Raw genomic sequence first — 26619 nt, 5'->3', positions numbered from 1 at the left:
ACGAGAAAGTCACCGGAGTGCACCCGTCCCCTTTTGCGCCGGCCGGCAGCGGCGCGCCTACTGGACTAGACCTCCAGTACTGGTTGGACTAGACCATAGGGCAGTTGGTCGCTATAACGGGAGCCCACCCACACAGCCGGGAAGGCAGGCATGGCCACCGACGTCAGCAGCGCCCAGCGCCCCACGGGGGCGCCCGGCCGCGCCGCGCGCGTGCCGAAGTACTACCGGATCAAGCAGCTGGTGCTGGAGATGACGCAGGCGCTCGAGCCAGGCTCGGCCATGCCCGCGGAGCGCCTGCTCGCCGTCCGGCTCGGCACCTCGCGCACCACCGTCCGGCAGGCGCTGCAGGAGCTGGTCGGGGAGGGCCGGCTCGACCGCATCCAGGGCAAGGGCACCTTCGTCGCCCAGCCCAAGCTGTACCGGACCCTCCAGCTCACCTCGCACACCGAGGACATGCGCGCCCAAGGCCTGGAGCCCGCCTCGCAGATGCTGGACATCGGCGAGGTCGCGGCGGACGCCAAGCTGTCCGGCCTCCTCGGCATCGAGGTCGGCGAGCGCGTCCTGCGCATCGAGCGGCTGCGGCTCGCCAGCGGCGACCCCATGGCGATCGAGACGACCCATCTGTCGGCGCGGCGCTTTCCCGGGCTGCGGCGGTCGCTGGCCACGTACCCGTCGCTGTACACGGCCCTCGCCGAGGTGTACGGCGTCCATCTCGTCGAGGCCGACGAGACGATCGAGACCTCGCTGTCGACCCCGCGCGAGGCCCAGTTGCTCGCCACCGACGTGGGCCTGCCCATGCTGCTGCTGTCCCGGCACTCCCGGGACGCCGAGGGCAGACCGGTGGAGTGGGTGCGCTCGGTGTACCGGGGCTCCCGCTACAAGTTCGTCGCGGCCCTGCGCCGGCCGGCACGCTGATGAGCCCGCTGCACGCCGTGGCCGCCCCGGACAGCCTGGGCGGCGCGCTGGTCCGGGCCCGTGAGGCGGCCTGCCTCACCCAGGGGGAACTGGCCGAGCGGTCGGGGCTGAGCGTGCGGGCCATCCGCAACCTGGAGACCGGCCACACCGCCCGTCCCCGCAGACAGTCACTGCTGCTGCTCGCCGAGGCGCTCGGGCTCCCGTCCCGCGAGGCCGGGCGGTTACTCCGGCTGCCCCGCACCGGGTCCCTGCCCGCTCCCCCGGACGTGTCCGTACCGGCGGAACTGCCCGCGGCGCCCCGCCACCGGCTCGTCGGGCGGGGTGCGCTGATGGCGGACCTGACGGCCGAGGTCGCCCGGACCGAGCCCGGTCACGGACGGCCCGCCGTCGTCGTCGGACCGCCCGGAGCCGGGAAGACCTCGCTGGTGCTGCGGGCCGCCCACGAGGTGCGCGGCCGGTTCCCGGACGGACAGGTCTTCGTCGACCTGCACCGCGCCTCCTCCCTCTCCTTCGCCTCGGACGTGCTCGTCCGCCGGATCCTGCGCTCCCTCGGCGGCGCTCCGGCCGCCAAGAACCCGGAGGAGGCGCGCGCCCGGCTGCGGGACGCGCTCAGCAGACGGCGGGTGCTGGTGGTCCTCGACAACGTCGACAGCGAGGCGCAGGTACGGCCGCTGCTCGTGGACGACGGCAGGAGCGCGGTCCTGGTCGCCGCGCGGCGCGAACTGTCCGCGCTGCCCGACGGGTTCCACCGCCGGATCGGCGCCCTGGACCGGCAGGACGCCGACCGGATGCTGGCGGACCTGGTGGGCGCCGCCCGTATCCGGGCCGAGCGGCAGGCGGCGCGGAGCATCGTGGAGTCCTGCGCGGGGCTGCCGCTGGCCCTGCACATCGCCGGCCTGTGGCTCACGGCGCGCCCGCACCGGTCCCTCGGCGACCTCGCGGACCGGCTGGCGGACGAGAGCGAACGGCTGCGTTCGCTGCGCATCGGGGACCTGTCCCTGCACGCCAGCGTGACCGCGTACTTCCGTCAGCTGCCGCCCCCGCTACGGGCCGCCCTTCGTCAACTGGCCGGTATCCAGGGTGACTTCGACATTCAGGAGATGACGACCCGGGTGACACCGTCCCGGCGGCTCGCCGTGGACCTGCTGGAGGAGCTGCTGCACCGCCAGATGGTCCAGGCCGGCAAGCCGGACCGGAACGGTCAGATCCGCTACCGCGCGTACGACGCCGTACGCCTGTACGTGGCGCACGGCGCCGTACTGCCGCGGGCACGGCACCTGCACTGCCTGTAGGAGTTCAGCCTCTGCGGAACCACGGAGTGTTCGGGCGGGACTCGCGGACCAGTGTGTCCGGGTGACCGGCACCGTCGGAGATGGAGATCACCCGGTACTGCTGCTCGTGGAAGACCCAGCACCACGTCTGGCCGCTCACCCGGAACCTGCCTGGGACGAAGAGGAATCCCTCGGCCTTCCCGACGCCCTGCAGCGAGACCCACTTGGTCAGCTCGCGGTCGGTGCGCTCCATGACGTCGGTGTGCATACCGCCGTCGGCGATGGAGATCAGTCGGTAGCGCTGGCCCTGTGGGGTGGTGTGGAAGAGCCAGTACCAGGACTTGCCGTCGGTCCCGTCGGTCCGGCGCTGGTCGGGCACCGGCAGCACCGCGTCGACCCGGGTGACCCCGCCGAAGGAGTTCCAGCGCGACAGCGGCTGGTCGTCGCCGATCCTGCGGCTGGTGTGACGGGCGTCGTGGGCGATGTTGATGCGGCGGTAGACCTGGTTGCCGCCCTTGGTGTGGAACAGCCAGTAGCTGCTCTCGCCGTTGAGGCCTTGCTCGTCCGGGACGGGCAGGATCGCGTCGACCCGGTCCACGCCGGCCAGGGCGGGCCAGGAGGACAGGTCGATGCCCGGGTCCATGACCGTCCCGGTACGGTCGTCCTTTCCCGTGGTCAGCTGTTCCAGCTCGGGGCCGCCGGTGCCGGCGACGCGGACGGTGCGCCCGGAGAAGGTCCAGTAGCGGCCCTCGACGTCCGGCCAGGGCAGGATCTCGTCCATCAGACCGGGCTGTCCGCCGGTGCCGGGCTTCGTCTGGTTGCCGCCGGCGGAGGTCGCGCCCTCCAGGCGGCCCCGGCTGAGTCCGCGCAGGGTGGTGAGGGAGGGGCTGAAGGCGTAGACCGAGCCCTCGGTGGTCACGAACGGCTTGAAGCTCAGGATGGTGGTCTTCCGGTCGCCGTTGATGTTGGAGTGGCTCTCGAAGGCGATCTCGCCGGTGGTGACTCCGGGGAGCGCGCCGCTGACCATCGGGTCCGGGCCGGGCTTGGGCTTGCGGTCGTGCGGGAAGTTCGGGTCGTTGATCCAGTCGGTCTGGATGAACTCGAACTGCTGGCGCAGGTCGGACTGGTAGCAGACGAAGAGCAGACCGCGGGACTCGTCGGGGCCGCCGCCGTCCTCGTTGGCGGGGTCGAAGGGGGCGCCGTAGGGGATGCCGCGCCGGATGATGCGGCGTAGGTCCATGAACTTCTCGTCGACCAGCTCGCCCCCGTCGACCAGGCCGTCACGCGGAGCGGTCTTGCGCAGGTGGGAGAAGAGCGGGGTGGTGATGCCGTGGGGGTCGTCCTTGAAGCTGAGATCGTTGTCGGGCTTGGTGCCCGGCGGGGGCGCGGCGTCGGGGTACTTCGCGATCGAGGCTCCGCAGCGCCAGCGGCCCACCAGGCGGGCGCCGAGCCACTCGCTCTTGGTGTTCTCGTCCACCACCTTGGCTTCCCGCAGCTTCGCCAGCTCGGAGTTGACCTGCGCCCACCAGCCGGGGACGTCCTGGCCGAGTCGTCGTACGACCTGGAAGGAGCCGTACTTCATCCAGTCGGGCACGCCCTTGGGCAGAGGGGTCTCCTGGTCGGCGCCGAGGACGAACTGGCCGGCCGGGATCATCCGGGCGCCCTCGGCCTCCTCCGGGTCGTCGAAGCCCACCACGAACGGCTCGCTGACGCCGTCCTTGAAGCCGAAGTGCTCCTTGCCCTTGCGCTTGCCGGGCAGCGTGGCGCCGGACTGCGGGTGGACGATCAGGACTCCGGCACGAGAGGCGGCCTCCGTCTGGCGGGTGACCTCGGTGTCGTGGTCGCCCTTGAGGTCGGCCGCGATGGTCAGCACGGCGTGGATGGGGGGCTTCTGTTCGGAGCCGAAGATCCATCTCTTCGGATCGTTGCACCCCGTGTCGCCGAGCGCCTCGGCACGGACGGCGGGCCCCTGGACGAACGCCTGGACGGTGGTGCCCGTGGGCACCTTGTCGAACACCTTGTCGTTGCCGGTGAGGAACTGGATGCCCGGATAGGTGAGGCTGAGGCCCACCCAGGTGGCCTTGAGGTTCTTCGGGTCGTCGCCCTGGGAGTTGACGCGGGCGTCGTGGAACTTCTGGTTGAACTGGGCGACCTGCTCGGTGGTGGCGATGGAGGGGATCAGCTCCGCCAGCCAGTTCCGGGCGGCGGTCATGTCGCCGAACTGGAGGAAGAGCAGGGTCATGTGGTCCTTCTTGAACCCGGCGAGGATGTCGCCCTGGATCTCGGTGCTGTCGCGCAGCGGTAGCGGGGTGGTCATGGAACTCCTCTGCTGGATGGGGACGGTGGGGACGGTCCGGGTTCCCGGGCGGCGCGTGGACGGCGCCGCCCGGGCCTGCGGAGGCAGGGAACGTGACAGGGGGTACGGGGGCGTCAGGCGCCGGGCCGCAGCTGCACCCACTTGGCGATGCTGGGCACCCCGCGCTCGTCGAGCAGGAACAGCAGGTAGTAGCCGGGCGGCGCGTCCTTGACCGACGGCGGGGTCTTCAGCACGAGCTTGTTGCCGGCACTGCTGGTGATGGGCAGCTCGATGCGGCGCTGGCTGGTGTCCACCGAGTGCGTGGAGGTGATGGGCGCCATCAGGACGGCCTTCTCGGCCAGTTCGGGCGTGCCGGTGCTGATCCGGAGGCTGCTGTCGTAGCCCACGGTGGGGTTCGTCACGTCCGTCAGGGTCGGCCGTTGGCCGCCCTGGTGGAGATACGGCGGCTCGTAGATCTCGATGGTGCCGTTCATCCCGGACTTGATGTCCTTGTTGTTGGCGATCTCCTGCAGCTCGTCGCCGGTGATCATGATGCGGCCGTCGGGCAGGATGACGGCGTTGGAGTGGTAGCCGCGCGGCAGCCGCTGGCTGGGGCCGACCCGCCAGGTGCCGTCGACACCGCGGATCTCGGTCTGCCGCCACTTGTCGTCGGCGTTGGGGTTGTAGTCGCCGTTGCCGTAGTTGCGGATGTCGTAGCCGCCGTTGACGGTGAACAGCCGGCCGTCGGGGAAGATCAGCGTGTCGTCCTGGGTGCGGCCGAAGGCGCGGGCGCTGTCCTCGGCCCAGCGGCCGCCGGAGAACTTGTACGTCTTCGGGTCGTTGCGGTCACCGCCGAGGATCAGGACGGAGTCCGGCCCGTTGCCGGGGGTTTTGTTCGGCAGGGCCACCGCGGAGCCGTAGTTGCGCATGCCGCCGCCGGGGCGGTCGCGCAGCGGCTGCTCGGTCTCGGTCTGCGGGTCGAAGACGTACTGCTCGTTGTAGGTGCGCCCGAAGCCGTAGATCCTGCCGTCCCGCAGCGAGAACAGGTGCGGGTAGTCGGTCGAGTACTCGGCCTTGACCGGCCACTTGTCGAGTGCCTGATTGGCCGGGGTGGTCGACGGGTCGTACGACACCGCGGTGTTCTTGGCCGGGAAGCGCTCGATCGTCTGGGAGAGCTTGCCCCAGCCGATGTCGCCGTGGCCGGAGGTGATGAACTGCCGGCCGTCGGCGCCGGTGACGACCGACGGGTACCAGCGGCCCTCGGCCATGTCCTTCTGCTGGTGCCAGGTCTCGGTCCAGGGGTCGAAGACCAGGGCGAGATGGGCGCCGGTGCCGTGATTGCCGCCGAGGTTGCCGCCGAAGATGCCGACCATGCCGTTGGGCAGGTAGGAGTGTCCGGCGCAGAAGATCGGGGCGGGGCGCGGTTCGTCCGTGCCGTCGTCCATGTTCAGGACCGGCGGTGGTACGGCCTTGAAGGTGCCGGTGCCCGTGCCGTTCTCGGGTGGGGTCCAGACGTAGGCGCGGCCTGCGTTGTCACGGCCGATGACCTCGGTGGGCGCCGTCTCCTTGTTCGGGCTGTCCTCGACGGCCTCGAAGGAGAACAGCAGGACCTTGCCGGTGGGGAGCAGTGCGACGTGGTCGCCGTAGTCCGGGCTGTCGATGTACTGGGCGAACTTCCCGGACGTCGACGGGTCGAACGCCGCGTTGGTCTTCGTCTGCGAGTCGGTGTGCTCCTTCAGGCTGCGGTTGCGCATCGGCTGCGGGTAGCCGCGGTCGACGGCGCGCAGGCCGATGCGGTCCCGGGCCAGGTTCTCGGCGCGGGCCCGGCCGAGGGCCTTGACCTCCTCGGGGCGGACTTCCTTCGCGACCTGTTCGCGGGAGATGCGCACCGGCCCCGGCCGGGGGTCGAGGTCGTGCGTGGCGGAACGGGACGAGCCCAGGGCTGCGGGTGCGGTGACGGACAGAACGAGCGCGGCACAGCCGAGCGCGAACGTCCACCTCCCCCTGCGGGGGATCCCTCTGCGGGACATGGGACTCCTCGTGGGAACACGGGGCGCCGCGGGCGGCACGAGGCAGCATGGGGCGACCACGTAGAGTGACGGAATGCCCTCACTCAATCACACAACGTAGCGATTCAGGGCGGCCTGCTCGAAAGATTGAGCGTTTTACCCCGTTGAGCGGTAACGCTGCGTGTCCGGCACGGCCCGGCGAGAGGCGGCGGGCTCCAATGAGCCGAACCCGTCCCCTTCGCTCTTCCGAGGAGTCTCACCATGCCGGGAACACGCACGCCCCTCGCCGTGACCGCTGGCGCCCTGACCCTGCTCTGCTGTGCCGCCGCACCGGCCGCCGCGGAACCGCAGCCCCCGCAGCACACGGCCGCGCCCGTCATCCACGGCGGTGCCGACGGCAGCCGTCACGAGGTGTTCTGCCCCGGGATGCAGCACGTCGAGAGCGGTGGGTACGTCCTCACCGCCAAGTCCGGCACCAAGCTCTCCGAGGTACCGGCCGACGTCCTCGAGAACCGGCCGAACGACCACGCCACCGGCTGGATCGTCGCCGTGCGCAAGACGACGCGGCGGGACCTCGGCTACGGCATGCTGGGGCGGGAGGCCGGCCCGGCCGACCTGCAGATCCACCTCGTGTGCACGGACGAGACGATGTCGCACGGCGCCTGACGGCGGCGTCCGGCGGCGCTCTCAGTCCAGGAACGCCGTCTCGATCCAGCGGCGCACCGCCCGCGGGCGCATCCGGTGCAGGCGGTCGACGGTGTCGGCCACCTGCTGGGAGCCACCGAGCGACAGGAACTTCTCCCGCACCAGGTCGGCGTGGCCCGCCCGGGTCTCCGGACCGGCGGCGCCCACCGGGATCAGCCGGGTGCGGGAGACCGTACGGCCGTCCGTCAGCCGTACGGTGACCCGCGCGCCGGTGGCCTTGGTGGACCGGGAGAAGTCCCGGTCGTCGGCCCGCAACGCGCCGATCAGGTCCACGAGTTCGTCGCCGCCGAAGCCACGCAGCCACGGCACGGCCAGCTCCCCCGCCTCCCGCACGGCCTCGCCGAACGGCGCGTCGGACAGGAACAGTTCGCGGGTCATCTCCGTGTCGTGCTCCAGCCGGATCCGCTTGGCCAGCGCCCAGCGGTCGGGGTCGTCCAGATACGGCGCGGAGAAGTCGTCCACCGAGAACTCGCCGGTGAGCAGGGTGGTGGCCACGGGATAGGGCACGTCCAGGACCAGCGCGCCCAGCGGCGAGCCGGGCCCGGTGACGTACTGGGCGGCCCGCTCCCCCGCGAACAGCGTGTACAGGGAGGCCTCGACGACCACCTCGGCCACGTCCTCGGGCCTGACCGGGCCGAGTTCCCGGTGGATCTCGGCGGCGCAGTCCACGGCGGCGTCGATGCCGGGCCCGCCGGGGTGCATCTTGAACGACAGCGTGTCGGTGTGCCAGCGGCGGCCCAGCCCCTTCGCCACCGCCTGCGGCAGCGGCACGGTCGCGAACCGGGCCAGGAAGCCGTCGCTGTGCTCCATGATGTCGGGCGCCCCGCGCAGCCCCGCGTACGCCGCGTCGCAGGCGTCCATCGCGGTGCGTACCGGCGTGAAGGTGTTGAACAGCCGGGCGTCACTGGCGAGGAAGGCCCGCATCAGCGGCCAGTTGGGCATCGCGAAGGCCAGCCCGAAGGAGTTCTCGAAGAGGGAGGCGGAAGCCCGGTCGCAGTGCAGGCGGCCCGCGACCGCGCCGGCCAGGTGGGTGTGCACGGCGCTCTGGCCGCGCAGCGGCCCGAGGGTCGCGGAGGCGGTGATGCGGGCCGCGCACTCGTTGGCCACGACCACCGCGGTGAGCAGCGAGAGCCCGTCCAGCCGGCGGGCGTAGGCGAAGGCGAGCGGCACCGCGACCGTGGAGTTGGACAGGTGCCCGGCGTACGCGGTGTCGTCCAGGTTCAGCCAGGAGCCGAGCGCGGCGAAGACGCCGGCGGCCTGCCGCGGGTCGCGCTGCATGGGGTGGCCGAAGGCGGCCACCAGCTTTCTGCCGAGGGGGTGCTGGAGACCGGCCCGGATGGAGGCGATCTGCGACAGCACCTGGCTCGCGGCGAGTTTCAGCACCCGGCACGGGATGTGCTGCGGGCGCAGGGTGGCGGCCCAGTGCGAGAGTTCGCGCAACGGGGTGTCGGCGGGCGCGCGGCCGCGGCCCGCCCGGGGCAGGGTCTCTGCCTGCTCGGCCCAGTCGGCGCACAGGGCCCGGGCGACGCTCTCCCCGAGGACAGCGGTCATGAGGCGGCTACCTTCCAAGACGTGCGTGCGTCACGGGTGGGAACGCAACCGCGGGAGCACCGTCGCCCCGGTGCTCCCGCGGTCTTGGGGGTGTGGCTCAGGCGGCCGGGACCTTGTCGAGGAAGCCGTAGACCGCCTTGATCTTGCCGTCGGCGTCGGTGACGATCACGTCGAAGCCGATCGCGATCGGCTCGGCACCCGGCTCGGTCACCAGGCCCCACTGGAAGCGGGCCTGGCCGTGGTGGGCGTCGACGGCGCCGTGCAGCTCGAAGGCGAGGCCCTTGAACTGGTCGCGGGCACCGGCCACCACGGCCCCGAAGCCCTCGTGGCCCTCGACCGCCGCGAGCGGGTCGATGTACGGGGCGTCGGCGGTGAACAGCTCGGCGATGGCCGCGGCGCGCTTGTCGGCGTCCGCCTCGTTCCAGATGTCGAGGTAACGGGAGACGGTGGTGGTCAGGTCGCTCATGCGGGCGTTCTCCTCTGTGACTTGCTTGACTTGTTCTTCTGACAGGTGGCTTCGTACGGGCTTCAGGGGGTGGCCGGCGCCCAGACCGGGAGGGCTCCCGGGAGCACCTCGAAGGTGGCCGAGGCGCCGATGCCGTGCTGGTACTCGCCGTCGTGCTCCAGCGGCAGCCGGAGGCCGTCGGTGCGCTCGACGGTGATCGTGCGGCCGCGTGCGTACACGGTCGCCGGGTGGTCCATGTGCGCGGCGTTCAGGGTCAGTTCGGGCACGTCGGCCGCGGCGATCCCGCCGCCGATGACACAGACGTCGAGCAGTCCGTCGTCGAGCAGCGAGTCGGGCAGCACCTGGAACCGGCCGCCGCGGTACCGGCCGCCGCCGACGTTGGCGAGGACCGTGGGGCCCTCGTGCACGACCCGGCCGTCGACGGTGACCCGGCCCGGGTACGGCGGGTAGCCGTCGGCCGTGTCCGCGAAGGCGCGGGCATAGCGCTCCCGTCCGGTCAGGGGCAGCTCCCGGGCGGTGATCAGCGCGTCGGCGATCACGCCCGAACAGGCGCCCAGATAGACGTAGTTGCGGGTCTGGGCGAGGCGGGCCAGGTCCAGGCGACGAAGCCGGGCGCTGCCGCCGACACCGTTGTCGGTCAGGACCGCCTTCAGGGACTCGCTCCAGGGCCGCTCGCCCCACAGCATCTTGTAGCCGGAGTTGCCGGTGCCGCCGGGCACCACCGCGAGGGTGGCGTCGCCGGTGACGGGCACAAGGCCCTGTACGGCTTCGCGAACGGTCCCGTCGCCGCCGATGACGACGATCAGGTCGGGCGCCCCGGCGGGCCGCTGGAGCGCCCGGCGCACGGCGAGGGTGGCGTCGCCCGGTCCGGTGGTGAGGTGCACCTCGGTGCGCTCCAGGCAGGACGCGCACAACTGGCTCACCTCCTCGACCAGTTCGGGCGAATGGCTGCCGGAAGCGGGGTTGCCCAGGACGAGGGCCCGGGTGGGAGCCGGGGCTGCGGTGTCTGCCATGGGGGGCGTACTCCTTCGTCGGACGGCACCCGCGGGCCGCCGGCTGTGCGCCCGGCGTCGCGGCGATCTCCACTCTGCCGGGGGGCGCTGTCACAGTGCTGACACGGCGCTGACGCGGCACGAAGGGGCGGGAACGCGAACGTCCGGCCCCTTGCGCAGGGGCCGGACGCGGTGGGAGCGACGGGTGTCACTCCTTGACGAACGCCAGCAGGTCGGCGTTGAGCCGGTCCGCGTGGGTCGCGAACATGCCGTGCGCCGCGCCCTCGTAGGTGATGAGTCTGCTGTCGGGTATCAGTTCGGCGGTCCGCGGGCCGCACAGCGGGTACGGCGCCGCCAGGTCGGCGGTCCCGTGGATCACCAGGGTGGGCACCGGGACCGCGGCCGTCTCCGCGCGCTGGTCGGTGGTGAACAGCGTGCGGTAGATCTCGATCCCGGCTCTCGGCGAGGTGTTCAGGCACATGCCGATCAGCCAGTCGGCGAGCTGCCCGGAGAGCGGCAGGTTGTCCGGGTCCGGCTCCGGTCCCGCGAAGAACGGCCAGGTCAGCGCCTCCAGCCAGGCGGCCCGGTCGGTCCGGATGGCCTGCTCCACCTGGTCGAGGAGCCCGGGTTCCAGTCCGTCGGGGTTGTCCGGGGCGCGCAGCAGGAACGGCGTCGTCGAGGCGACCAGGGCCAGCCCGGCCACCCGGGCGGTGCCGTACCGGGACAGGTGGCGCACGCACTCCCCGCCGCCCACCGCGTAGCCGACCAGCACGACGTCCCTCAGGTCGAGGTGGTCGAGCAGGTCGGCGAGGTCGCCGGCCAGGGTGTCGTAGTCGTATCCGGTCCAGGGGATGTCCGAACGGCCGCTGCCGCGCCGGTCGTAGGTGATGCAGCGCAGCCCGTTCCCGGCGAGGAACGGTGCCTGGAACTCCCACATGCGCGAGTCCGCCATGGCCGCGCCGAGCAGGACGACGGGCCGTCCGTCGCCCCAGTCGCTGTAGTGCAGCCGGGTCCCGTCCCGGGTGGTGAGGTACGGCATCCCTTCCTGCCTCCTTCCTTCGTACGGTCGGGGCGCCGGGCGCTCACTTGCGGGCGGCGCGGCCCGGGGCCGCGAGCACCAGCAGCGAGGCGAGGACGCCCAGGCAGACGAGCGGGACCAGGGTGACGGCGAACGCGTGCGGGTAGGCGTCGGCCTTGCCGCCGGCGTCCGCGAGCGCGGGGAAGAAGACCGTGCCGGCGACCGCCACGCCGATGGCGGCCCCGCCCTCCTGAGCGGTGTTGAGCAGCCCCGAGGCGGCGGCCGCGTGCTCGGGGACCGCGCCGCCCAGCACCAGGTTGGTCAGCGGGCCGGTGGTCAGGCCCATGCCGAGGCCGGCGACCAGCAGCACGGGCAGCAGCCACAGCACCTGGCCGCTCATGTCCAGGCCGCGTGCCGTCAGCGCGATCGCGGTGAAGCCGGCGGCCAGGACGAGTGGGCCGACGGCGACCCGGCGGGCGGTCACCGAGGCGGCGAACCGCGCCGAGACGATGGAGGCGCCGAAGTAGCCCGCGCCCAGCGCCAGGAACATCAGCCCGGACTGCAACGGGGTCAGGCCGCGGCCCAGTTGCAGGTAGAGGGCGAGGGTGAAGAAGAACGAGCCCATGGCGAGGAAGTAGACGACCGTCGCGACCAGGCCGACCGAGAACAGCCGGGAGCGGAACATCCCCGGCTCGATCAGCGGACCGCGCCCGGCGGCGGACCTGCGGCGCAGGTGCCGGACGGTCACGGCCAGCAGGACGGCCGCACCGGCGAGCGACTCCCACACCCACACCGGCCAGTCGCGCTCCTGTCCTTCGAGCAGCGCGAACACCAGCAGGCCCAGGGCCGCCGTGACCAGCAGGGCGCCGGCCAGGTCGAGCCGGGTGCCGCCCTGGCCGCGGGACTCGGGGATGGTACGGCGGACGAAGGCGAGGGAGAGCAGGCACAGCGGGACGTTGATCAGGAAGATCGTGCGCCAGCTCAGGCCGGCCACGTCGACCGAGATCAGCGCGCCGCCGATGAACTGGCCGAAGACTCCGGCGAGTCCGATGACCAGGCCGTAGACGTTGAAGGCGCGGTCGCGGGCCTCGCCCGTGTACACCGTGCCGATGATCCCCAGCACCTGCGGCACCATCAGCGCGGCGGACGCGCCCTGGGCGATCCGGGCCACCACGAGCACGGTCACCGAGGGCGCGAAGCTGCACGCGGCCGAGGCCACCATGAACAGCACCATGCCGAGGGCGAACATCCGCCGGCGGCCGTAGAGGTCGCCGAGCCGGCCGCCGGTGATCAGGCCCGAGGTGAAGGCCACGCCGTAGCCGACGACGATCATCTGGGCCTGTGCGGCGGTGGCGTCGAGGTCGGCCTTGATGGCGGGGACGGCCACGTTGGCGATGAAGAAGTCCAGCACCGTGATGAACGTCCCGACGAGGACCACCAGGAGGGCACCGGCGGAGGGGGCGGCAGCCGGTGCGTCCACGGGGGTCGTGCGCTCGCGCCCCTCCACCGCGACGTCGGGGGTTAATTCAGAAGTCATGACGACTCCGTTTCCTTGATCGTGCGTTGTGGGTTGTGCGGTGCACCGGGGATGTCTCCGGTCACCAGGTCACGGGCAGATGGGTCACCCCGTGGAAGACGGTGCCGCGGCGGAACAGCGTGCGCGGGTCGGCCGCGAGGCGGAGGTTCGGGAAGCGGCGCAGCAGGGAGCGCAGGGCCAGCTCCATCTCGAGCCGCGCCAGCGGGGCGCCCTGGCAGTAGTGCGGGCCGAAGCCCCACTGCAGATGGCCGCTGGTGTCGCGGTGCGGGTCGATGCGGTGCGGGCAGGCGAAGACGGACTCGTCGTGGTTGGCGGCGGGCACCGAGATGACGACGGCGTCGCCCTTCTCGATCGCCACGCCACCCAGCTCCATGTCCTCGATCGCGAGGCGGACCATGGCGTCCTGGGAGATCGACCAGTAACGCAGAGATTCCTCGATGAAATTGCCGATCAGCGCGCCGTCGTCGGCGGCGACCTGAGCCCGCAGCTCGTCGTCGCGCAGCAGGGCGAGGACGTTCAGGGCGATCTGGTTGGTGGTGGTCTCGTGGCCCGCGACCAGTACGAGGCGGGCGATGCCGACGAGTTCGTCCAGGGTGAGGGCGCCGGTCGCGTGGTGGTTGACGGCGAGCCTGCTGATCAGGTCGTCCCCGGGGTCGGTGAGCTTGCGCAGCGCCAGCTTGGCGAGGTACTCGGACATCTCGACGAACGCGGCCTGGGAGACGGCCGGGTCCTCCTGGGAGATGGTGAGGCGGGTCTTCTCGATGAAGAACGGGGAGTCCTCCTCCGGGACACCCAGTAATCGCGCGATGACGAGGGTCGGCAGTGCCCGGGAGAAGACGGCGTGCAGGTCGGCCGGCTGGGGCTGGGCGGCCAGTTCGTCAAGCAGCTCGTCCACCAGCCGCTGGACCGGCTCGCGCAGCCGCTTGACGCGGCGGTAGGTGAACTCGGTCTGGATCATGCCACGCAGCCGCGCGTGCTCGGGGTCGTCCAGGCGAAGGAACGAGCTGGGGTTGCCCCCGGGCGGCACCTGGATGCGCACGGGGGCGCCGGGTAACGTCTCGTCGGCGCTCAGCCGCGGGTCGGACAGGGCCTGGCGCACGTCGGCGTACCGGGTCACCAGCCAGGCCAGTCGTGACTGGGCTGCTCCCGCCGGGATGCGCACCACGCAGGGGGGTGCCTGGCGCAACTCGGCCAGTTCGGGCGGCGGGTTGCCGTCCTCGGTGCGGGCGAAGGGCCAGTCCAGGATGTCGGTGTGGTCCGCGAGTGACATGTTCGTCCTCCGTGATCGGGGGGCAAAGGTGATCCTCGGCACCGACTCTCTTTCTGCACGGGGCACGGTTGAAGGGGGCCCGGGAGGCGCACGGAAGAGGAATCTTTACCTCCGAGTTGTGCGCGGACGCCGAACGCCACCTTCGCGCGGTGCCCTGACGCGGCGCTGACACAGCGCTGACACGGGTCCCCGCAAGGGCCCGTGTGAGTCGGTGGTGAGTAATGACTTTGCCAAGGAGGACTGACTCGATGCTGATCGCGGACTGACGGGGTGGGCCGCGGGCGGGCGGCCGCGTGGGGGGCGGGGCCGTGGTGGGGGCACGGCCCTCCTGTCACCCGGATGGAGCGGCCGTCACCAGGTGACGGGGAGTTCCTCCAGGCCGTACACGAGGGTGTTCTCGCGGAAGCGCACGTCGTCGACGGGGACGGCCAGGCGGAGCCCGGGGAAGCGCGCGAAGAGCAGGCTCAGGCACACCTCCAGCTCCATGCGGGCCAGCGAGGCACCGGGGCACAGATGCGCGCCGAAGCCGAAGGCGAGGTGGCCGGAGGCGTTGCGGTGGATGTCGAGGCGGCCCGGGTCGGGGTAGACCGACTCGTCGTGGTTGGCGCCGGGGATCGCCACGATCACGCCCTCGCCCTTGTGGATGTGCGCCCCGCCCAGCTCGACGTCGGCCACCGCGGCCCGCACCTGGTTGTCCTGCGAGATGGACCAGTAGCGCAGGAGTTCCTCCACCGCCGGCTTGAACAGGGCGGGGTCGGCGCGGAGTTCGGCCAGCTGGGCCGGATCGCGCAGCAGGCTGAGGACGCTCAGGCTGATCTGGTGGGCCGAGGTCTCGTGCCCGGCGACCAGGAAGAACCGGGCCATGGCGACGAGTTCCTGGTGGCTCAGCTCGCCGCTCGCCACATAGCGGGTGACCAGCCGGCTGATCAGGTCGTCCTTCGGGTCGGCGGTGCGCTGGGCGGCCAGCTGGTCCAGGAACCGGGTCATCTCCACGAACGCGCCGTACGTCTCCTCGGGCGTCGCGTCCTGGGAGAGGATGACCCGGCTCTGCTCGGTGAACGTCGCCTCGTCCTCCTCCGGGACGCCGAGCATGCGGGCGATCACCAGCGACGGCAGCCGGACGGCGAAGTTCTCCACCAGGTCGACCGGGTTCGGCCCCTGCTCCAGCTCGTCCAGCAGCCGACCGACGAGGAGTTCGACCTCGGGGCGCAGGGCACGGGTGCGGCGGGCGGTGAACTCGGTCATCGCCATCCGGCGCAGCCGGCCGTGCTCGGGGTCGTCCATGCGGTTGAAGGACATCACGCCGGGCTCCGGCGGCAGCTGGATCCGGATCGGGAAACCGGGCTGCTGGTCGTCGGCGCTGAAGCGGTTGTCGTTGAGCACCTGGCGGACGTCCGCGTGCCGGGTGACCAGCCAGGCCTCGCCGCCGCGTATGCGCACGCGCACCGGTGGCTCCTTGCGCAGGCCCGCGTAGGCGTCCGGTGGCGCGTACGGGCAGGAACGGGCCATCGGCCACTCCGGCAGCTGCTGCTCGCATTCGGACATGGGGTTTCCCTCCGTTGGCTGGTTTCCAGTGGGTGTCCAGCGTTGGAGACATCCTGATGAGCAGCCCTGACAGGGATCTGATGGATTACTGACGCGTTTTCAGCCAGTAAATGACTGGTTTCCGCTTGGCAAAAAGGGAAGGTTGCGTTCTGAACATTCGGAGGTGAGGGTCTTCCGGGAACACGGAAACGGGGGCCGGCGAGTTCTCGCCGGCCCCCGTCGGGGACTGTTTTCGGCCGTCGGTCAGGCGGCCTCGGGCGCGCCTGCCTCACCCGCCCGCCGAGCCCGCGGCAGCAGCTGCACCAGCGCCGCCACCAGGACGCAGAACCCGGCCTGCACCAGCAGGCTGGTGCCGAAGGCGTGGGCGTAGGAGTGGGCGTCGATCCGGTGCCCGGCCACGCTGAAGAAGACCACGCCGATCACCGCGATGCCGATGGCGTTGCCCATCTCCTGGGCGGTGGAGAAGACACCGGACGCGGCCGCCGCGTGGTGCGGGGCCACCCCCTCCAGGACCAGTGAGGTGAGCGGGGCGACGACGAAGCCCATGCCGATCCCGCCGAGCACCATGGCCGGGATGCACCAGGCCACGGAACCGCTGGTGTCCAGGTGCCACACGGTCTCGGCCAGCGCCAGGTCACCCGCCGCCAGCAGCACGGCGCCCAGGGCCAGTACCTGTTTGCCGAGTTTGGCCGCGATCTTCGGCGCCTGCATCGAGCCGACGAAGAAGCCGAGGCCGAGCGGGATGAACAGCAGCCCGGACCGCAGCGCGGACTGGCCGCGGCCCTCCTGCAGATACAGCGCGAGGACCAGGAAGAAGGAGGCCATCGCGGCGAAGAACACCAGCAGGGAGACCACGCCCACACCGAACGCGCGGTCCTCGAAGAGGCTCGGGTTGACCAGTGGCGACCTGCCGCGGGCGGCCTTGCGGCGCTGGGTGTACCAGAAGGCGGCCAGCAGCGGCACGGCGGCCACCAGGCACTCCCAGGTCCAGGTGGGCCAGCCCTGCTCGCGGCCCTCGACCAGCGGCAGCACCACGGCGGTGAGCCCGGCGGTCACCAGGACCACACCCGTCAGGTCGAGGCCCGTGTGACCGTCGGCCCGGGACTCGGGCACCAGCTTCGGAGTCAGCAGCAGGACGACGGCGCCGATCGGCACGTTGATCAGGAAGATGGTCCGCCAGTCCCAGCCGAACACGTCCGCCTTGATGAGCAGGCCGCCGATCAGCTGCCCGAAGACGGCCGAGGCGCCGAGGGTCAGGCCGTAGGCGTTGAACGCGGCGACCCGGGCCTTGCCCGTGTACGTCGTGGTCAGGATGCCGAGGACCTGCGGGATGACCAGCGCGGCCGCGGCGCCCTGCACCGCGCGCGCCGCGATCAGCTCGCCCATGTTCGGCGCGATGCCGCAGGCCAGTGAGGCGAGCGTGAACAGGGCCAGGCCGATGGAGAAGATCCGCCGGCGGCCGTAGAGGTCGCCGAGCCGCCCGCCGGTGATCAGCATGGCCGACAGACCGATGTTGAACGTGGCGGCGACCAGCTGGATCTCGGCCGACGTGGCGTGCATCCCCTGTTGCAGGGAGGGGATGGCCACATTGACGATGAAGAAGTCGAGGTTGGTGATGAACAGGCCGGCCAGCACGACCAGAAGCGCGCCCCAGGCGGGTGCTCCGGCGGCCTCCTCGATGTCCGGTGGCGGTGCGGCCGAGGCCGCGCTGCCGGTCAGTTCCGCTTCGGTGGTCATGGACGACCCTCCCTAGGTCGTTTCGTGCTGGTTGATTGCGGGCCGCGGGGGTCCGCGACGCACTGCGGGGCGCGGGACGGCACCCGGAACACAGTCATCGGGTCACTGTCCCGCGCCCCGCTGACACGGCGCTGACGCGGTCTCCGGGCGCAGGGTCCGCCCTAGCCCGCGGCCTTGGCCACGGTCCGCTGCAGTCGGTGCGCGAAGTGCGCGGTGACGGCCTGGGCGTGCGTGTCGATGTAGAAGTGGCCGCCCTCGTACTCGTTGTGGCCGAGGTAGGCGGGGGTGCGTCCGGCCCAGTGGGTCATGGCGTCCGGGGCCTCCTGCAGCGGGTCGCTGCGGCCGCCGTAGGAGGCGAGCGGGCAGGTGACGCCGGCGCCGTCGTCCTCGTAGTCCCCGGCGACCCTGAGGTCGGCACGCAGGGCGGGCACGACGAGCGCGAGCATCTCGGGGTTGTCGTAGATCTCGGCCGGGAACGAGCCCAACTTCTTGATCCACTCGACCAGTTCGGGCTCCGGCATCCGGCTCTGCTCCTCCGTCGGCTGGAAGAAGCCCACGGGCGACCAGCCGGACATGCCGACCATCACCGGAACCGGTCCGCCCTCCTCCTCCATCCTGATCGCCAGCCGGAACGCCAGCTGGGCGCCGAGGCAGTGGCCGAAGAAGGCGAACGGCCGCTCGTCCAGGTCGTTGAGGACCGCCTCGTGCAGGGCGTCGAGCAGCGGCCAGAAGTTCTCGTAGGTCTGCTCCTCCCGGCGGTTGTGGCGGCCGGGCAGGGTCACCGCCTGCGGCGCGATGTCCGGGGGCAGCAGGCTCTCCCAGTCGCGGTAGATGATGGCGCCGCTGCCCGCGTGGGGCAGCAGGAACAGCCGGATGGAGGCGTCGGGCGAGGGCTCCACGGGGTGGAACCAGTGCCCCTCGGTGGACATCTGGCTGCCGACGGTGCCGATGGCGGTGGTCACGACTGCGTACTCCCAACGGTGGTGGACGGGCCGAGGGCGCGTACCGCGGGCAGCAGCACCTCGGCGATCTCCTTCAACTGCGGCTCGGGGTCCAGGGATCCGATCCGTACGACCAGGTGCCGGGCGCCGGCGCGGACGTAACCGCCGAGCCACTCGGCGCACTTCTCGGCGCTGCCCCAGGCGTAGGCCTGGATGCTGCTCATCTGCTCCAGGGAGCGGCCGTAGTAGTGGCTGACGTAGTGCTCGAGTTCGGCCCTGGCCGCGCTCTCACTGGCGTTGACCGTGACGGTGGCGTACAGCGCGGGGACGACCGCGTCGGCGCCCCGGCCCGCCTCCTCGGCGAGTTCGGCGATACGACGGCGGGCGCGTGCGTAGGCGTCGACGTCCGGGAGGAAGGGCAGCCAGCCGTCGTAGCGGGTCGCCGCGCGGGCCAGGACCTTGGGGGTGTCGCTGCCGGCCAGCCAGAGGGGCGGGCCGCCGGGGATCGCGGGCGAGGGGAGCCGGTCCAGGTTCTCCGCCTGCCAGAACTTCCCTTGGAACTCGGCGGGTTCGTCCTCCTCGCCGGACCGCCACGCCGTCCGCCACAGGGCGGTGATCTCGTCGAGGCGGCCGACGCGGCCCTGGAAGGACGCGCCGACCGAGGCGAACTCCTCCTCGGTCTCGGGCATGGGGAAGCCCGAACCGAGGCCGAGGATCAGCCGGTCGGCGGCGACATGGCTGAGGCTCGCGATCATGTTGGCGCCGATGAGGGGGTGGCGCAGGGCCGGGGTGAGGGCGGCGGTGCCTACCGCGATGCGCCGCGTGGCCGCCGCCGCGGCCGACAGCACGACCAGGGGGTCCAGGCGGGGGCGGGCGGTGAGCGAGTCCCCGGCCCACAGGGAGTCGAAGCCGAGCGCTTCCGCCTGGCGGGCGAAGTCCAGCAACGGGGCCGCCGCGTAGGTGCCGTTGATGGCTTGTTCCCGGGTAGGGAGGAGGATGCCGATCCGTAGTGAAGTCACACTGAACTCCCGAGTGGGTCCCTGGCCGGTGTCGTCAGCTGCTCCCGTACCGCCCGGCGCAGGATCTTCCCCGAGGGGTTGCGGGGCAGGGAGTCCGTGAAGTGGTACGTGCCCGGGATCTTGTAGTCGGCGATGCGGCCCCGCAGGGACAGCAGGAGTTCCCGGGGGGTGGCGCTCGCGCCGGGCCTGAGGACCACCACCGCGTGCACGCTCTCGCCCCAGCGGTCGTCGGGGAGGCCGACGACGGCCGTGTCCGCGACGGCCGGGTGCGCGGCGAGCGCCTTCTCGACCTCGGCCGGGTAGATGTTCTGCCCGGCGACGATGATCGTGTCGTTGATGCGGTCGCACAGGTGGAGGTAGCCGTCCTCGTCGAGGTAGCCGGCGTCGCCCATGTGCAGCCACTCCCCCACCAGGGTACGGGCGGTGGCTTCGGGCAGGTTCCAGTAGCCGAGCATCCGGGAGGGTGCGCGGACGCAGATCTGGCCGATGGCGCCGGACGGGAGCGTCTCGCCGCCGGGGCCGATCACCTTGACCTCGTTGCCGGGGCAGGGCCTGCCGACCGAGGTGAGGACCGTGCTGCCGGGGTGGTGCGCCTCGGGCGGGAGGCAGACCGCGACGCTGCCGGTCTCGGTGCTGGCGTAGATCTGCGCGAACTCACAGCGGTAGGTCTCCAGGCACTGCTTGAGCAGCGTCTCGGACATGGGGGCTGCGCCGTAGGCGATCTTGCGCAGGGAGGCGAACGCCTCGGGGCCCGCGCCGCGTTCGGCCGACATCGCCTGGAGCATGGCCGGGGCGGCGAACGTGGTGGTGACGCTGTGGGTGCGGATGAGCCGTACCGCTTCCTGCGGGTCGAACTGCGGCATGATCACGTTCGTGCCGCCGGCGTTGAACGTGTGCAGGAACCAGCCGATGCCGGCCACGCCGAAGCCCGGCAGGGAGATCAGGGCGACGTCCTCGGGCAGCCAGTCGATCCAGTCCACACCCCGCTCGCGGCTCGCGTGCGGCAGCGTGAAGAAGCTGCGGTGGGCGAGGACCGCGCCCTTGGGCAGGCCTGTGGTGCCGCTGGTGTAGATCTGGATGACCGCGTCGTCCGGGCCGGTGCCGGGCGCGAGGTCGGTCTCGGGCTGGTCGGCGGCCCAGGCGGGCAGGCCCGCGCCGCGGGCGGGCTCGCCGTCGGCGTCGGTGCCGTCGACCCGGATCACCCTGCGCAGTCCGCGCAGCTGGTGGCGGACGGTGGCGACGGTGTCCCAGAACTCGTCGTCGACGAAGATCAGGGCGGCACCGGAGTCGCGCAGGATGTGGTCGACCTCGTGCGGGGTGAGCCGCCAGTTGACCGGCACCAGGACCGCGCCGGCCTTGGCACAGGCGATCATCACCAGGTAGTAGTTGGCCGACTCACGGCCCAGGTAGGCGACCCGGTCGCCGCGCCTGACCCCGCTGGTGTGCAGGGCGTGCGCGGCGCGGTTGCTGTCGCGGTGGAGCTTCTCGTAGGTGGTGACGCGGCCCTCGCAGATGATCGCCGGGTGGTCCGGGCGGCTTCCGGCGTGGGCCCGGGAGGAGTGGTGGAGCGTCCAGCGCTCCCTCGGTATGTCAGTCATCGTGGTTTCCCGTCCCTGGGGGGCGTCCCCTGCCGAGGACGCCCCCCAGCTCTGTCACGCTGCCGGTACCGGGCCGAGCTGACCGTCGACGAACTGGGCCAGCGCACGGACCGTGGGGTGGTCGTGGGTGAGGGAGGCCGGCAGGGGCAGCCGGAACGTCTGCTCCAGTGCGGCCTTGACCTGCTGGGCCATCAGGGAGTCCAGGCCCAGCGACACGAACTCGGTGGACACGTCCAGCTCGTCGCCCTCCTCCAGGTGCAGGACGGCGCCGACCTTCTCGCGGACCACGCCGGTGACGGCGGCCAGGCGTTCGGCCCCGGGCAGCGCGGCCAGTGCCGTGAGGTCGAGGCCGGTGCCGTCGTCGTCGGGGGTCTGCCGGGCGAGCCGGTCGTAGAACAGATCGCCGGTGACGCTGCCGGCCACATAGCGGTCCCAGTCGAACTCGCCCACGATCCGCTGGGTACGCGGCCGCCCCCACAGCCGGGCCAGGGTGTCCAGGGCCCGGGTCGGGGAGAAGAAGCGGACGCCGCTGCGCTCGATCTCCTGGCTGAGGTGCTCCTCCAGGCGGGCCGACATGCCGACCCGGGCCCAGGCGCCCCAGTTGACCGAGAGCCCCGGCACCCCGCGGCGGCTGCGCCACTCGGCGAGCGCGTCGAGTCCGGCGCTTGCGGCGGCGTAGTGGCCCTGGGTCGCGCCGCCGAGTACGGAGGCGATGGAGGAGTAGGTGACGAAGAACTCCAGCTCGGGGAAGGACTCCTCGGCCGCCTCGTGCAGCAGCCAGCCGCCGTACGCCTTCGCCGCCAGCTGGGCGTCGATCGACTCCCAGGTCAGCTCGGAGATCAGCTTCTTGTCGTAGGAGCCGGCCGCGTGCACGATCCCGCCGAGCGGGTACGGGCCCGTCTTGAGGTGCCGCACCAGGCGCTGGACGTCCTCCGAGCGGGAGACGTCGGCGCGTACGACGTCGATCTCGGCGTCGGCGGCCAGGTTCGCGAGGACCGGTGAGGCCTCCTCGGTGGCCCGGCCGCTGCGGCTGACCAGGGTCAGGTGCCGGGCGCCGAGCGCGACCAGCTTGCGGGCGGTGACCAGGCCGAGGCCGCCGAGACCGCCGGTGACCAGGTAGGTGCGGTCGGCGCGGAGCCCGGCCGGGCCCTCGTCGGCGGGGTCGGTCTGCTCCTCCGCCGGGTCCTCGGGGAGCGTCACCCAGGCGCGTCCGGCGGGGTCGGACAGGGCGGTGCGCAGGGCCTCGCCGGTCTCGTCCAGCCGGAAGCGGGGCGCGGTGTCGTCCGAGCCGGTGGCGTGGACGACGGCCACCGCGGGGACGGTGAGCGTGGAGCGGAAGGTGCCGTCGTGCCGGACGAGGACCTCGTCGCCGGGAGCGAAGCCGGTGCCGTCGGCGGACGCGAGGACCGTGCCGCGGGCCAACTGGCCGAGCAGCGGCGGCGGTTCCTCCTCGGTCGCCTCTTCCTCCGCGCGCTCGGCGCGGCCGGTGTCCAGGGCGGTGCGGGCGTCCTCGGCGGTCAGGCCGACGGTGTGCACGCGGACCTGGACCTCCTCGGCCTCGGGCGCCCGCTCGGTGACCGAGGCCAGAGCCAGGTCGGACAGGTCACCGGAGTCGGGGGCGCGCAGTTCGAACCCGCCGGTCCAGGTGAGGGTGGAGTCACCGGCGAGCAGCCGGCGCACATAGCGGCGGCCGGGGCGGTGGGCGACCTGGTACTCGCCGGGCGGCTCGCTGCGCCACTCGTCGGCGAGCGGGGCGAGGCCGCTGCCCGGGGCGAGGTCCACCAGGGTCGTCCGGTACTGGGGGTACTCGGTCAGCAGCACCCGGCCGAAGCCCCACAGGGTGGCGGCGCCGAGGTGCCCGCCGTCGCCGGCCGGGTCCCCGGGCAGCCACTGGGCGCCCTCGGTGACCAGCCACAGCCGGGGCGGCCGCGCGGCGCCGGAGGCGTCCAACGCACCGATGAGAGTCAGGAGTTCGCGGTAGTTCTCCTCACATTCCACGCGCAGCCGGCCGTCGGACATCGGCGCCGGGCGCTGCCGCCAGATCCGGCAGACATCGGTGACGGTGGGGTCCTCCAGGGCGGCCTTGAGGTCGGTGAGGTCGGGCAGCCAGGTGACCTTCAGACCGGGTTCGGCGGCGAGTTCGGCGGCGCGCACCGCGGACGGGTCGAGCAGGACGACGTGCCGGGCCGGTGCGTGCTCCTTGGCGGGCAGCGCCCGGCGCACCCAGTCGGGGCGGTGCAGGAACTGGCGGCGGCCACCGCGGCCCTCGGGCCGGGCCATGCGCACGCCGAGCAGTTCGGCGACCGGATCGCCGTTCTCCAGCAGCAGCACGTCGGCCAGGCGCCGGTCCTGCTCGCCGCGGACCCGGGCGAGAACACGCAGGTTCTCGCCGCGCGGCTTGCGGAAGTGCCGTACGGAGGCGATCTCGCGCGGCACGAACACCGGACCCTCGGGGTCGAGGACGACCAGGGCCTGCACCGCGGCCTCCAGCAGCTCCGCCGGGACGTGCTCGACGGCGGTGGCGTCGCGGCCGGTCAGCTCGCCGGTCACCAGGCCGGCGCCGTGCCGGGCCGCGCGCAGCAGCAGCCGCATCCGGGGTCCCTGCGGGCGGCCGACGGAGGCGAGGTCGGTGTAGATGTCCTCGTCGTCGATCTGCTGTCCGGCGGGGGCGAGGGTGGCGTCCAGCTCGGCCAACTCCGAGACAGGGACGAGGGGTTCGCGTTCCGCGGCGACCACGGCGGTGGCGTGCATGTTCTCCTCGCCGCCGACGACCGTGAACACCTCGACCTCGGCGCCGCCACCCGGGCGCGGCCGCCAGCGGGTGGTCAGCGCGGTCACGGTCTCGGCGGGCAGCTCCAGCGGGGCGAGCAGCCTCAGATCGCGGACGGCGGAGCGGGCGTGGCCCTGGACCGCGTCCTGCACGGCGAGCAGCAGGTCGACGTAGGCGCCGGCGGGCAGGACGGTACGGCCGCCGTCGGCGAGGTCGGCGAGCGCGCCGAGTTCCTCGGTGGTGAACTCCGCGTTGAACTCCCGCACTCCACTGGCGAACCGCTCCTCGACGCCGAGCAGCAGGTGCCGGGCGGTGCCGTTCGCGGCCGCCCTGCGGGGCGTGACGGTGGGCAGCCAGTAGCGCTTGCGCTGGAAGGCGTACGTCGGCAGGTCCACGCGTGCGGGCGTGGGGTGACCGGCGTGGTAGTCGGCCCAGGAGACGCCCAGTCCCGCCGCGTAGTAGTCGGCGAGTGCGGTGAGGGTGGTCGCGGTGGTGGTGTCGCGGCGGCGCAGGCTGGCCAGCCACAGGTGGTCCTCGACGGTGACACCGCGTCGGGCGAGCGCGGTGAGCCCGGCCTGCGGGCCCACCTCGATCAGGGCGTGCCGGCCGCGCTTGGCGACGGCCCGGATGCCGTCGAGGAAGCGGACGGGTTCGCCGATGTGCCGCACCCAGTAGTCGGGGTCGCCGATCTCGCGGAACCGGGCGAGGCGTCCGGTGACGTTGGAGATGAGGCTGATCTTCGGCTCGTGGAAGGTGATGCCGTCGAGGGCGGCGCGGAAGTCGTCGTAGACCTCGGCCATCAGCGGCGAGTGGAAGGCGTGCGAGACCTTGAGGCGGTCGACGCGGACTCCCCTGCCCTCCAGGATGCCCACGACCTCGTCCAGCGCGGCGGTGGCACCGGAGATCACCGTCTGGTCGGGGGCGTTGATCCCGGCCAGGGCCAGGTCGGCGCGGCCCTCCAGCAGGGGGGCGACCTCCTCGACGGGGGCGGCGACGGCGGCCATGCCGCCCTCGGTGCGCACGGCCTGCATCAGCCGGGCCCGGGCGGCGACCAGCGTGACCGCGTCGGCCAGACTGAACAGGCCGGCCACGGCGGCGGCGACGACCTCGCCGATGCTGTGCCCGATGAGCACGTTCGGGCGCACGCCCCAGGCCATCCACTGCTGGGCGAGGGCGTACTCCAGGGTGAACAGAGCGGGCTGGGTGTACTCGGTGCGGTCGATCGCCTCGGGGTCGGCGGCGGTGCCGAGCAGCAGCTCGCGCACCGAGCGGCCGAGGTGCTCGGCGAACAGCCGGTCGCACGCGTCGACCTGGGCGCGGAAGACGGGGAGGGCTTCGTAGAGGGCGGCGCCCATGCCGGCGTACTGGGAGCCCTGGCCGGTGAACATGAACGCGGTCTTGCGGATGCCGGAGGGCCCCTCGTGCTCGGCCTCGGCGGCCCGGTCCAGGAGCCGGGCGAGGGCGGCGCGGTCGGCGACGGGCGCGGCGACGCGGTAGGGGTGGTGGGCGCGGGTCGTGTTGGCGCTGTGGCAGAGCGCCGACAGGGGCTGTTCCTCGACCAACTGCCGGTATTCGGCGGCCAGTTCGCGCAAGGCGCCGGCGTTCTTCGCGGACAGCGTGAACACCGGTGCGGCCCCGCCCTCGGAGAGCTCCTCGGCCGGCTCGGGCGCCTGCTCCAGCACGACCGCGCCGATGGTCCCGGCGAAGCCGAAGCTGTTGACGACCGCGCGCCGGACCTCGGCGTCCCAGGGCTCGCAGGCCGTCGGGACCCGGACCGGGTAGAGGTCCCAGGGGATGCGTCCCGAGGGGGTGTTGAGGTTGATGTGCGGGTAGATCGTGCCCGCGCGCAGCTGGAGGACGGTCTTGATGACGCCGACGATGCCGGAGGCGGGCTCCATGTGACCGAGGTTGGTCTTGACCGAACCGACCAGCACCGGCCGGTCCTTGGTGTGGGAGTCGACGAACACGTCGCCGATGGCGCCGAACTCGATGGGGTCGCCGAGCGGGGTGCCGGTGCCGTGCGCCTCGACGTACTGGATGTCCTCGGGCGCGAGGTGGGCGGCGGCCAGCGCGCTGCGGATGACCTTCTCCTGGGCGGGGCCGTTGGGCACGGTCAGGCCGGCGCTGTCGCCGTCCTGACCAACAGCGGTGCCGCGCACCAGGGCGAGGACGCGGTCGCCGTCGCGCTCGGCGTCGGCGAGCCGCTTGAGGACGACGATGCCGCAGCCCTCGGCGCGCGCGTAGCCGTCGGCGGCCTCGTCGAAGGTCTTGCACTGCCCGTCCGGGGAGAGCATCTGCGCGTTGGAGAACATCACCGGGATGCGCGGGTGGTGCAGGGCGTTGACGCCGCCGCACAGCGCGATGTCGGACTCGCCGGCGCGCAGCGCCTGCACCGCGAGGTGCAGCGCGACCAGGGAGGACGAGCAGGCGGTGTCGACGCTCATGCTCGGGCCGCGCCAGCCGAGGAAGTAGGAGAGGCGGCCGGACAGCGGGAACATGGTGATGCCGGACGCCAGATGGCCGTCCAGCTCCTCGTAGGGCAGCGAGTCCAGTTCGAGTGCGTAGTCGATGGAGCTGGCGCCGATGTACACGCCGCCGTTGCCCCGGCGCAGCGGCGCCGGGTCGATGCCGGCGTGCTCCAGGGCCTGCCAGGCGGTCTCCAGCAGCAGCCGCTGCTGGGGGTCCATGTACCGGGCTTCCTTCGGGGAGATGTTGAAGAAGCCGGCGTCGAACAGGTCGATGCGGTCCAGGAACCCGCCGGCCGAGGCGCGGATCTTGCCCTTGTCGTCGGGGCCCTCGGGGGTGAACGCGTCGACGTCCCAGCGGTCCCGGGGGATCGGGCCGATTCCGCTGCGGCCCTCCTTCAGGAAGGTGTCGAACTCGTCGGGCGAGCCGCTGCCGCCGGGGAACCGCAGACCGATTCCGACGATCGCGACCGGCTCGGGCGCCTGCTCTGATTCCGTACGCGGCATGGAACGA

At 72.2% G+C, this 26619-nt stretch carries 17 protein-coding genes; 3 read left to right on the top strand and 14 right to left on the bottom strand.

Annotation, left to right across the window (positions count from 1 at the left end):
• Positions 1-150: 150 nt before the first annotated feature.
• A complete protein-coding gene (locus ACWC5O_RS12135) occupies positions 151-915 on the top strand; it encodes a GntR family transcriptional regulator (protein WP_450586523.1) in 765 nt (254 codons plus the stop codon).
• Positions 915-2207, top strand: a complete 1293-nt coding sequence (locus ACWC5O_RS12130) for an NB-ARC domain-containing protein (RefSeq protein ID WP_450586522.1) — start codon at positions 915-917, stop codon at positions 2205-2207. The genes ACWC5O_RS12135 and ACWC5O_RS12130 overlap by 1 nt, the downstream gene beginning before the upstream one ends.
• Positions 2208-2211: 4 nt before the next feature.
• On the opposite strand, the gene ACWC5O_RS12125 is transcribed toward ACWC5O_RS12130, so the two are convergent.
• A complete protein-coding gene (locus tag ACWC5O_RS12125) occupies positions 2212-4503 on the bottom strand; it encodes a Dyp-type peroxidase (protein WP_450586521.1) in 2292 nt (763 codons plus the stop codon).
• A gap of 113 nt (positions 4504-4616) precedes the next feature.
• A complete protein-coding gene (locus ACWC5O_RS12120; protein ID WP_450586520.1) occupies positions 4617-6512 on the bottom strand; it encodes a galactose oxidase-like domain-containing protein in 1896 nt (631 codons plus the stop codon).
• A gap of 240 nt (positions 6513-6752) precedes the next feature.
• Between ACWC5O_RS12120 and ACWC5O_RS12115 the strand changes: the two genes are divergently transcribed.
• Positions 6753-7157 (top strand): hypothetical protein, encoded by a 405-nt coding sequence (locus ACWC5O_RS12115; protein WP_450586518.1) that lies wholly within the window; start codon positions 6753-6755, stop codon positions 7155-7157.
• Between the two features lie 21 nt (positions 7158-7178).
• Here ACWC5O_RS12115 and ACWC5O_RS12110 read toward each other — a convergent pair whose 3' ends face one another.
• The 12 genes from ACWC5O_RS12110 to ACWC5O_RS12055 all read right to left on the bottom strand — a co-directional run bounded on the left by ACWC5O_RS12110 (position 7179) and on the right by ACWC5O_RS12055 (position 26612).
• On the bottom strand, positions 7179-8747 hold the full coding sequence (locus ACWC5O_RS12110) for an MmgE/PrpD family protein (RefSeq protein ID WP_450586516.1): 1569 nt from the start codon (positions 8745-8747) through the stop codon (positions 7179-7181).
• Positions 8748-8844: 97 nt separating this feature from the next.
• Positions 8845-9213, bottom strand: a complete 369-nt coding sequence (locus ACWC5O_RS12105) for a nuclear transport factor 2 family protein (protein WP_450586514.1) — start codon at positions 9211-9213, stop codon at positions 8845-8847.
• Between the two features lie 62 nt (positions 9214-9275).
• Positions 9276-10226 (bottom strand): diacylglycerol/lipid kinase family protein, encoded by a 951-nt coding sequence (locus tag ACWC5O_RS12100; RefSeq protein WP_450586512.1) that lies wholly within the window; start codon positions 10224-10226, stop codon positions 9276-9278.
• Between the two features lie 187 nt (positions 10227-10413).
• The gene (locus tag ACWC5O_RS12095) at positions 10414-11244 is read right to left on the bottom strand and encodes an alpha/beta fold hydrolase (RefSeq protein WP_450586511.1); all 831 of its coding nucleotides are present in this window, start codon (positions 11242-11244) and stop codon (positions 10414-10416) included.
• 43 nt (positions 11245-11287) lie between these two features.
• Entirely contained in the window at positions 11288-12760 is a 1473-nt protein-coding gene (locus ACWC5O_RS12090) for an MFS transporter (protein ID WP_450586509.1), read from the bottom strand.
• Positions 12761-12821: 61 nt separating this feature from the next.
• A complete protein-coding gene (locus ACWC5O_RS12085) occupies positions 12822-14030 on the bottom strand; it encodes a cytochrome P450 (protein ID WP_450586508.1) in 1209 nt (402 codons plus the stop codon).
• A gap of 351 nt (positions 14031-14381) precedes the next feature.
• Positions 14382-15575, bottom strand: a complete 1194-nt coding sequence (locus ACWC5O_RS12080) for a cytochrome P450 (RefSeq protein WP_450586507.1) — start codon at positions 15573-15575, stop codon at positions 14382-14384.
• Between the two features lie 243 nt (positions 15576-15818).
• Positions 15819-17312, bottom strand: a complete 1494-nt coding sequence (locus ACWC5O_RS12075) for an MFS transporter (protein ID WP_450586506.1) — start codon at positions 17310-17312, stop codon at positions 15819-15821.
• Between the two features lie 161 nt (positions 17313-17473).
• A complete protein-coding gene (locus ACWC5O_RS12070; RefSeq protein ID WP_450586793.1) occupies positions 17474-18241 on the bottom strand; it encodes a thioesterase II family protein in 768 nt (255 codons plus the stop codon).
• Between the two features lie 29 nt (positions 18242-18270).
• On the bottom strand, positions 18271-19272 hold the full coding sequence (locus tag ACWC5O_RS12065) for an LLM class flavin-dependent oxidoreductase (protein ID WP_450586504.1): 1002 nt from the start codon (positions 19270-19272) through the stop codon (positions 18271-18273).
• Complete coding sequence (locus ACWC5O_RS12060; protein WP_450586503.1) at positions 19269-20870, bottom strand: fatty acid--CoA ligase; 1602 nt, start codon at positions 20868-20870, stop codon at positions 19269-19271. Before ACWC5O_RS12060 ends, ACWC5O_RS12065 begins: the two co-directional genes overlap by 4 nt.
• Before the next feature lie 54 nt (positions 20871-20924).
• The gene (locus tag ACWC5O_RS12055; RefSeq protein WP_450586501.1) at positions 20925-26612 is read right to left on the bottom strand and encodes an SDR family oxidoreductase; all 5688 of its coding nucleotides are present in this window, start codon (positions 26610-26612) and stop codon (positions 20925-20927) included.
• Between the last annotated feature and the right edge of the window lie 7 nt (positions 26613-26619).

It is taken from the genome of Streptomyces sp. NPDC001450 (genome assembly GCF_053597295.1).
The sequence above is the reverse complement of the archived record's forward strand: the minus strand, read 5'-3'. Positions and strand labels throughout refer to the sequence as shown.

What these genes read in the sequence shown, in the direction of transcription:
- ACWC5O_RS12105 (WP_450586514.1), bottom strand. Translation starts at nt 9,213, where the DNA reads ATGAGCGACCTGACCACCACCGTCTCCCGTTACCTCGACATCTGGAAC.
- ACWC5O_RS12130 (WP_450586522.1), top strand. Translation starts at nt 915, where the DNA reads ATGAGCCCGCTGCACGCCGTGGCCGCCCCGGACAGCCTGGGCGGCGCG.
- ACWC5O_RS12055 (WP_450586501.1), bottom strand. Translation starts at nt 26,612, where the DNA reads ATGCCGCGTACGGAATCAGAGCAGGCGCCCGAGCCGGTCGCGATCGTC.
- ACWC5O_RS12070 (WP_450586793.1), bottom strand. Translation starts at nt 18,241, where the DNA reads ATGTCCACCGAGGGGCACTGGTTCCACCCCGTGGAGCCCTCGCCCGAC.
- ACWC5O_RS12090 (WP_450586509.1), bottom strand. Translation starts at nt 12,760, where the DNA reads ATGACTTCTGAATTAACCCCCGACGTCGCGGTGGAGGGGCGCGAGCGC.
- ACWC5O_RS12120 (WP_450586520.1), bottom strand. Translation starts at nt 6,512, where the DNA reads ATGTCCCGCAGAGGGATCCCCCGCAGGGGGAGGTGGACGTTCGCGCTC.
- ACWC5O_RS12100 (WP_450586512.1), bottom strand. Translation starts at nt 10,226, where the DNA reads ATGGCAGACACCGCAGCCCCGGCTCCCACCCGGGCCCTCGTCCTGGGC.
- ACWC5O_RS12080 (WP_450586507.1), bottom strand. Translation starts at nt 15,575, where the DNA reads ATGTCCGAATGCGAGCAGCAGCTGCCGGAGTGGCCGATGGCCCGTTCC.
- ACWC5O_RS12110 (WP_450586516.1), bottom strand. Translation starts at nt 8,747, where the DNA reads ATGACCGCTGTCCTCGGGGAGAGCGTCGCCCGGGCCCTGTGCGCCGAC.
- ACWC5O_RS12060 (WP_450586503.1), bottom strand. Translation starts at nt 20,870, where the DNA reads ATGACTGACATACCGAGGGAGCGCTGGACGCTCCACCACTCCTCCCGG.
- ACWC5O_RS12115 (WP_450586518.1), top strand. Translation starts at nt 6,753, where the DNA reads ATGCCGGGAACACGCACGCCCCTCGCCGTGACCGCTGGCGCCCTGACC.
- ACWC5O_RS12125 (WP_450586521.1), bottom strand. Translation starts at nt 4,503, where the DNA reads ATGACCACCCCGCTACCGCTGCGCGACAGCACCGAGATCCAGGGCGAC.
- ACWC5O_RS12085 (WP_450586508.1), bottom strand. Translation starts at nt 14,030, where the DNA reads ATGTCACTCGCGGACCACACCGACATCCTGGACTGGCCCTTCGCCCGC.
- ACWC5O_RS12135 (WP_450586523.1), top strand. Translation starts at nt 151, where the DNA reads ATGGCCACCGACGTCAGCAGCGCCCAGCGCCCCACGGGGGCGCCCGGC.
- ACWC5O_RS12095 (WP_450586511.1), bottom strand. Translation starts at nt 11,244, where the DNA reads ATGCCGTACCTCACCACCCGGGACGGGACCCGGCTGCACTACAGCGAC.
- ACWC5O_RS12075 (WP_450586506.1), bottom strand. Translation starts at nt 17,312, where the DNA reads ATGACCACCGAAGCGGAACTGACCGGCAGCGCGGCCTCGGCCGCACCG.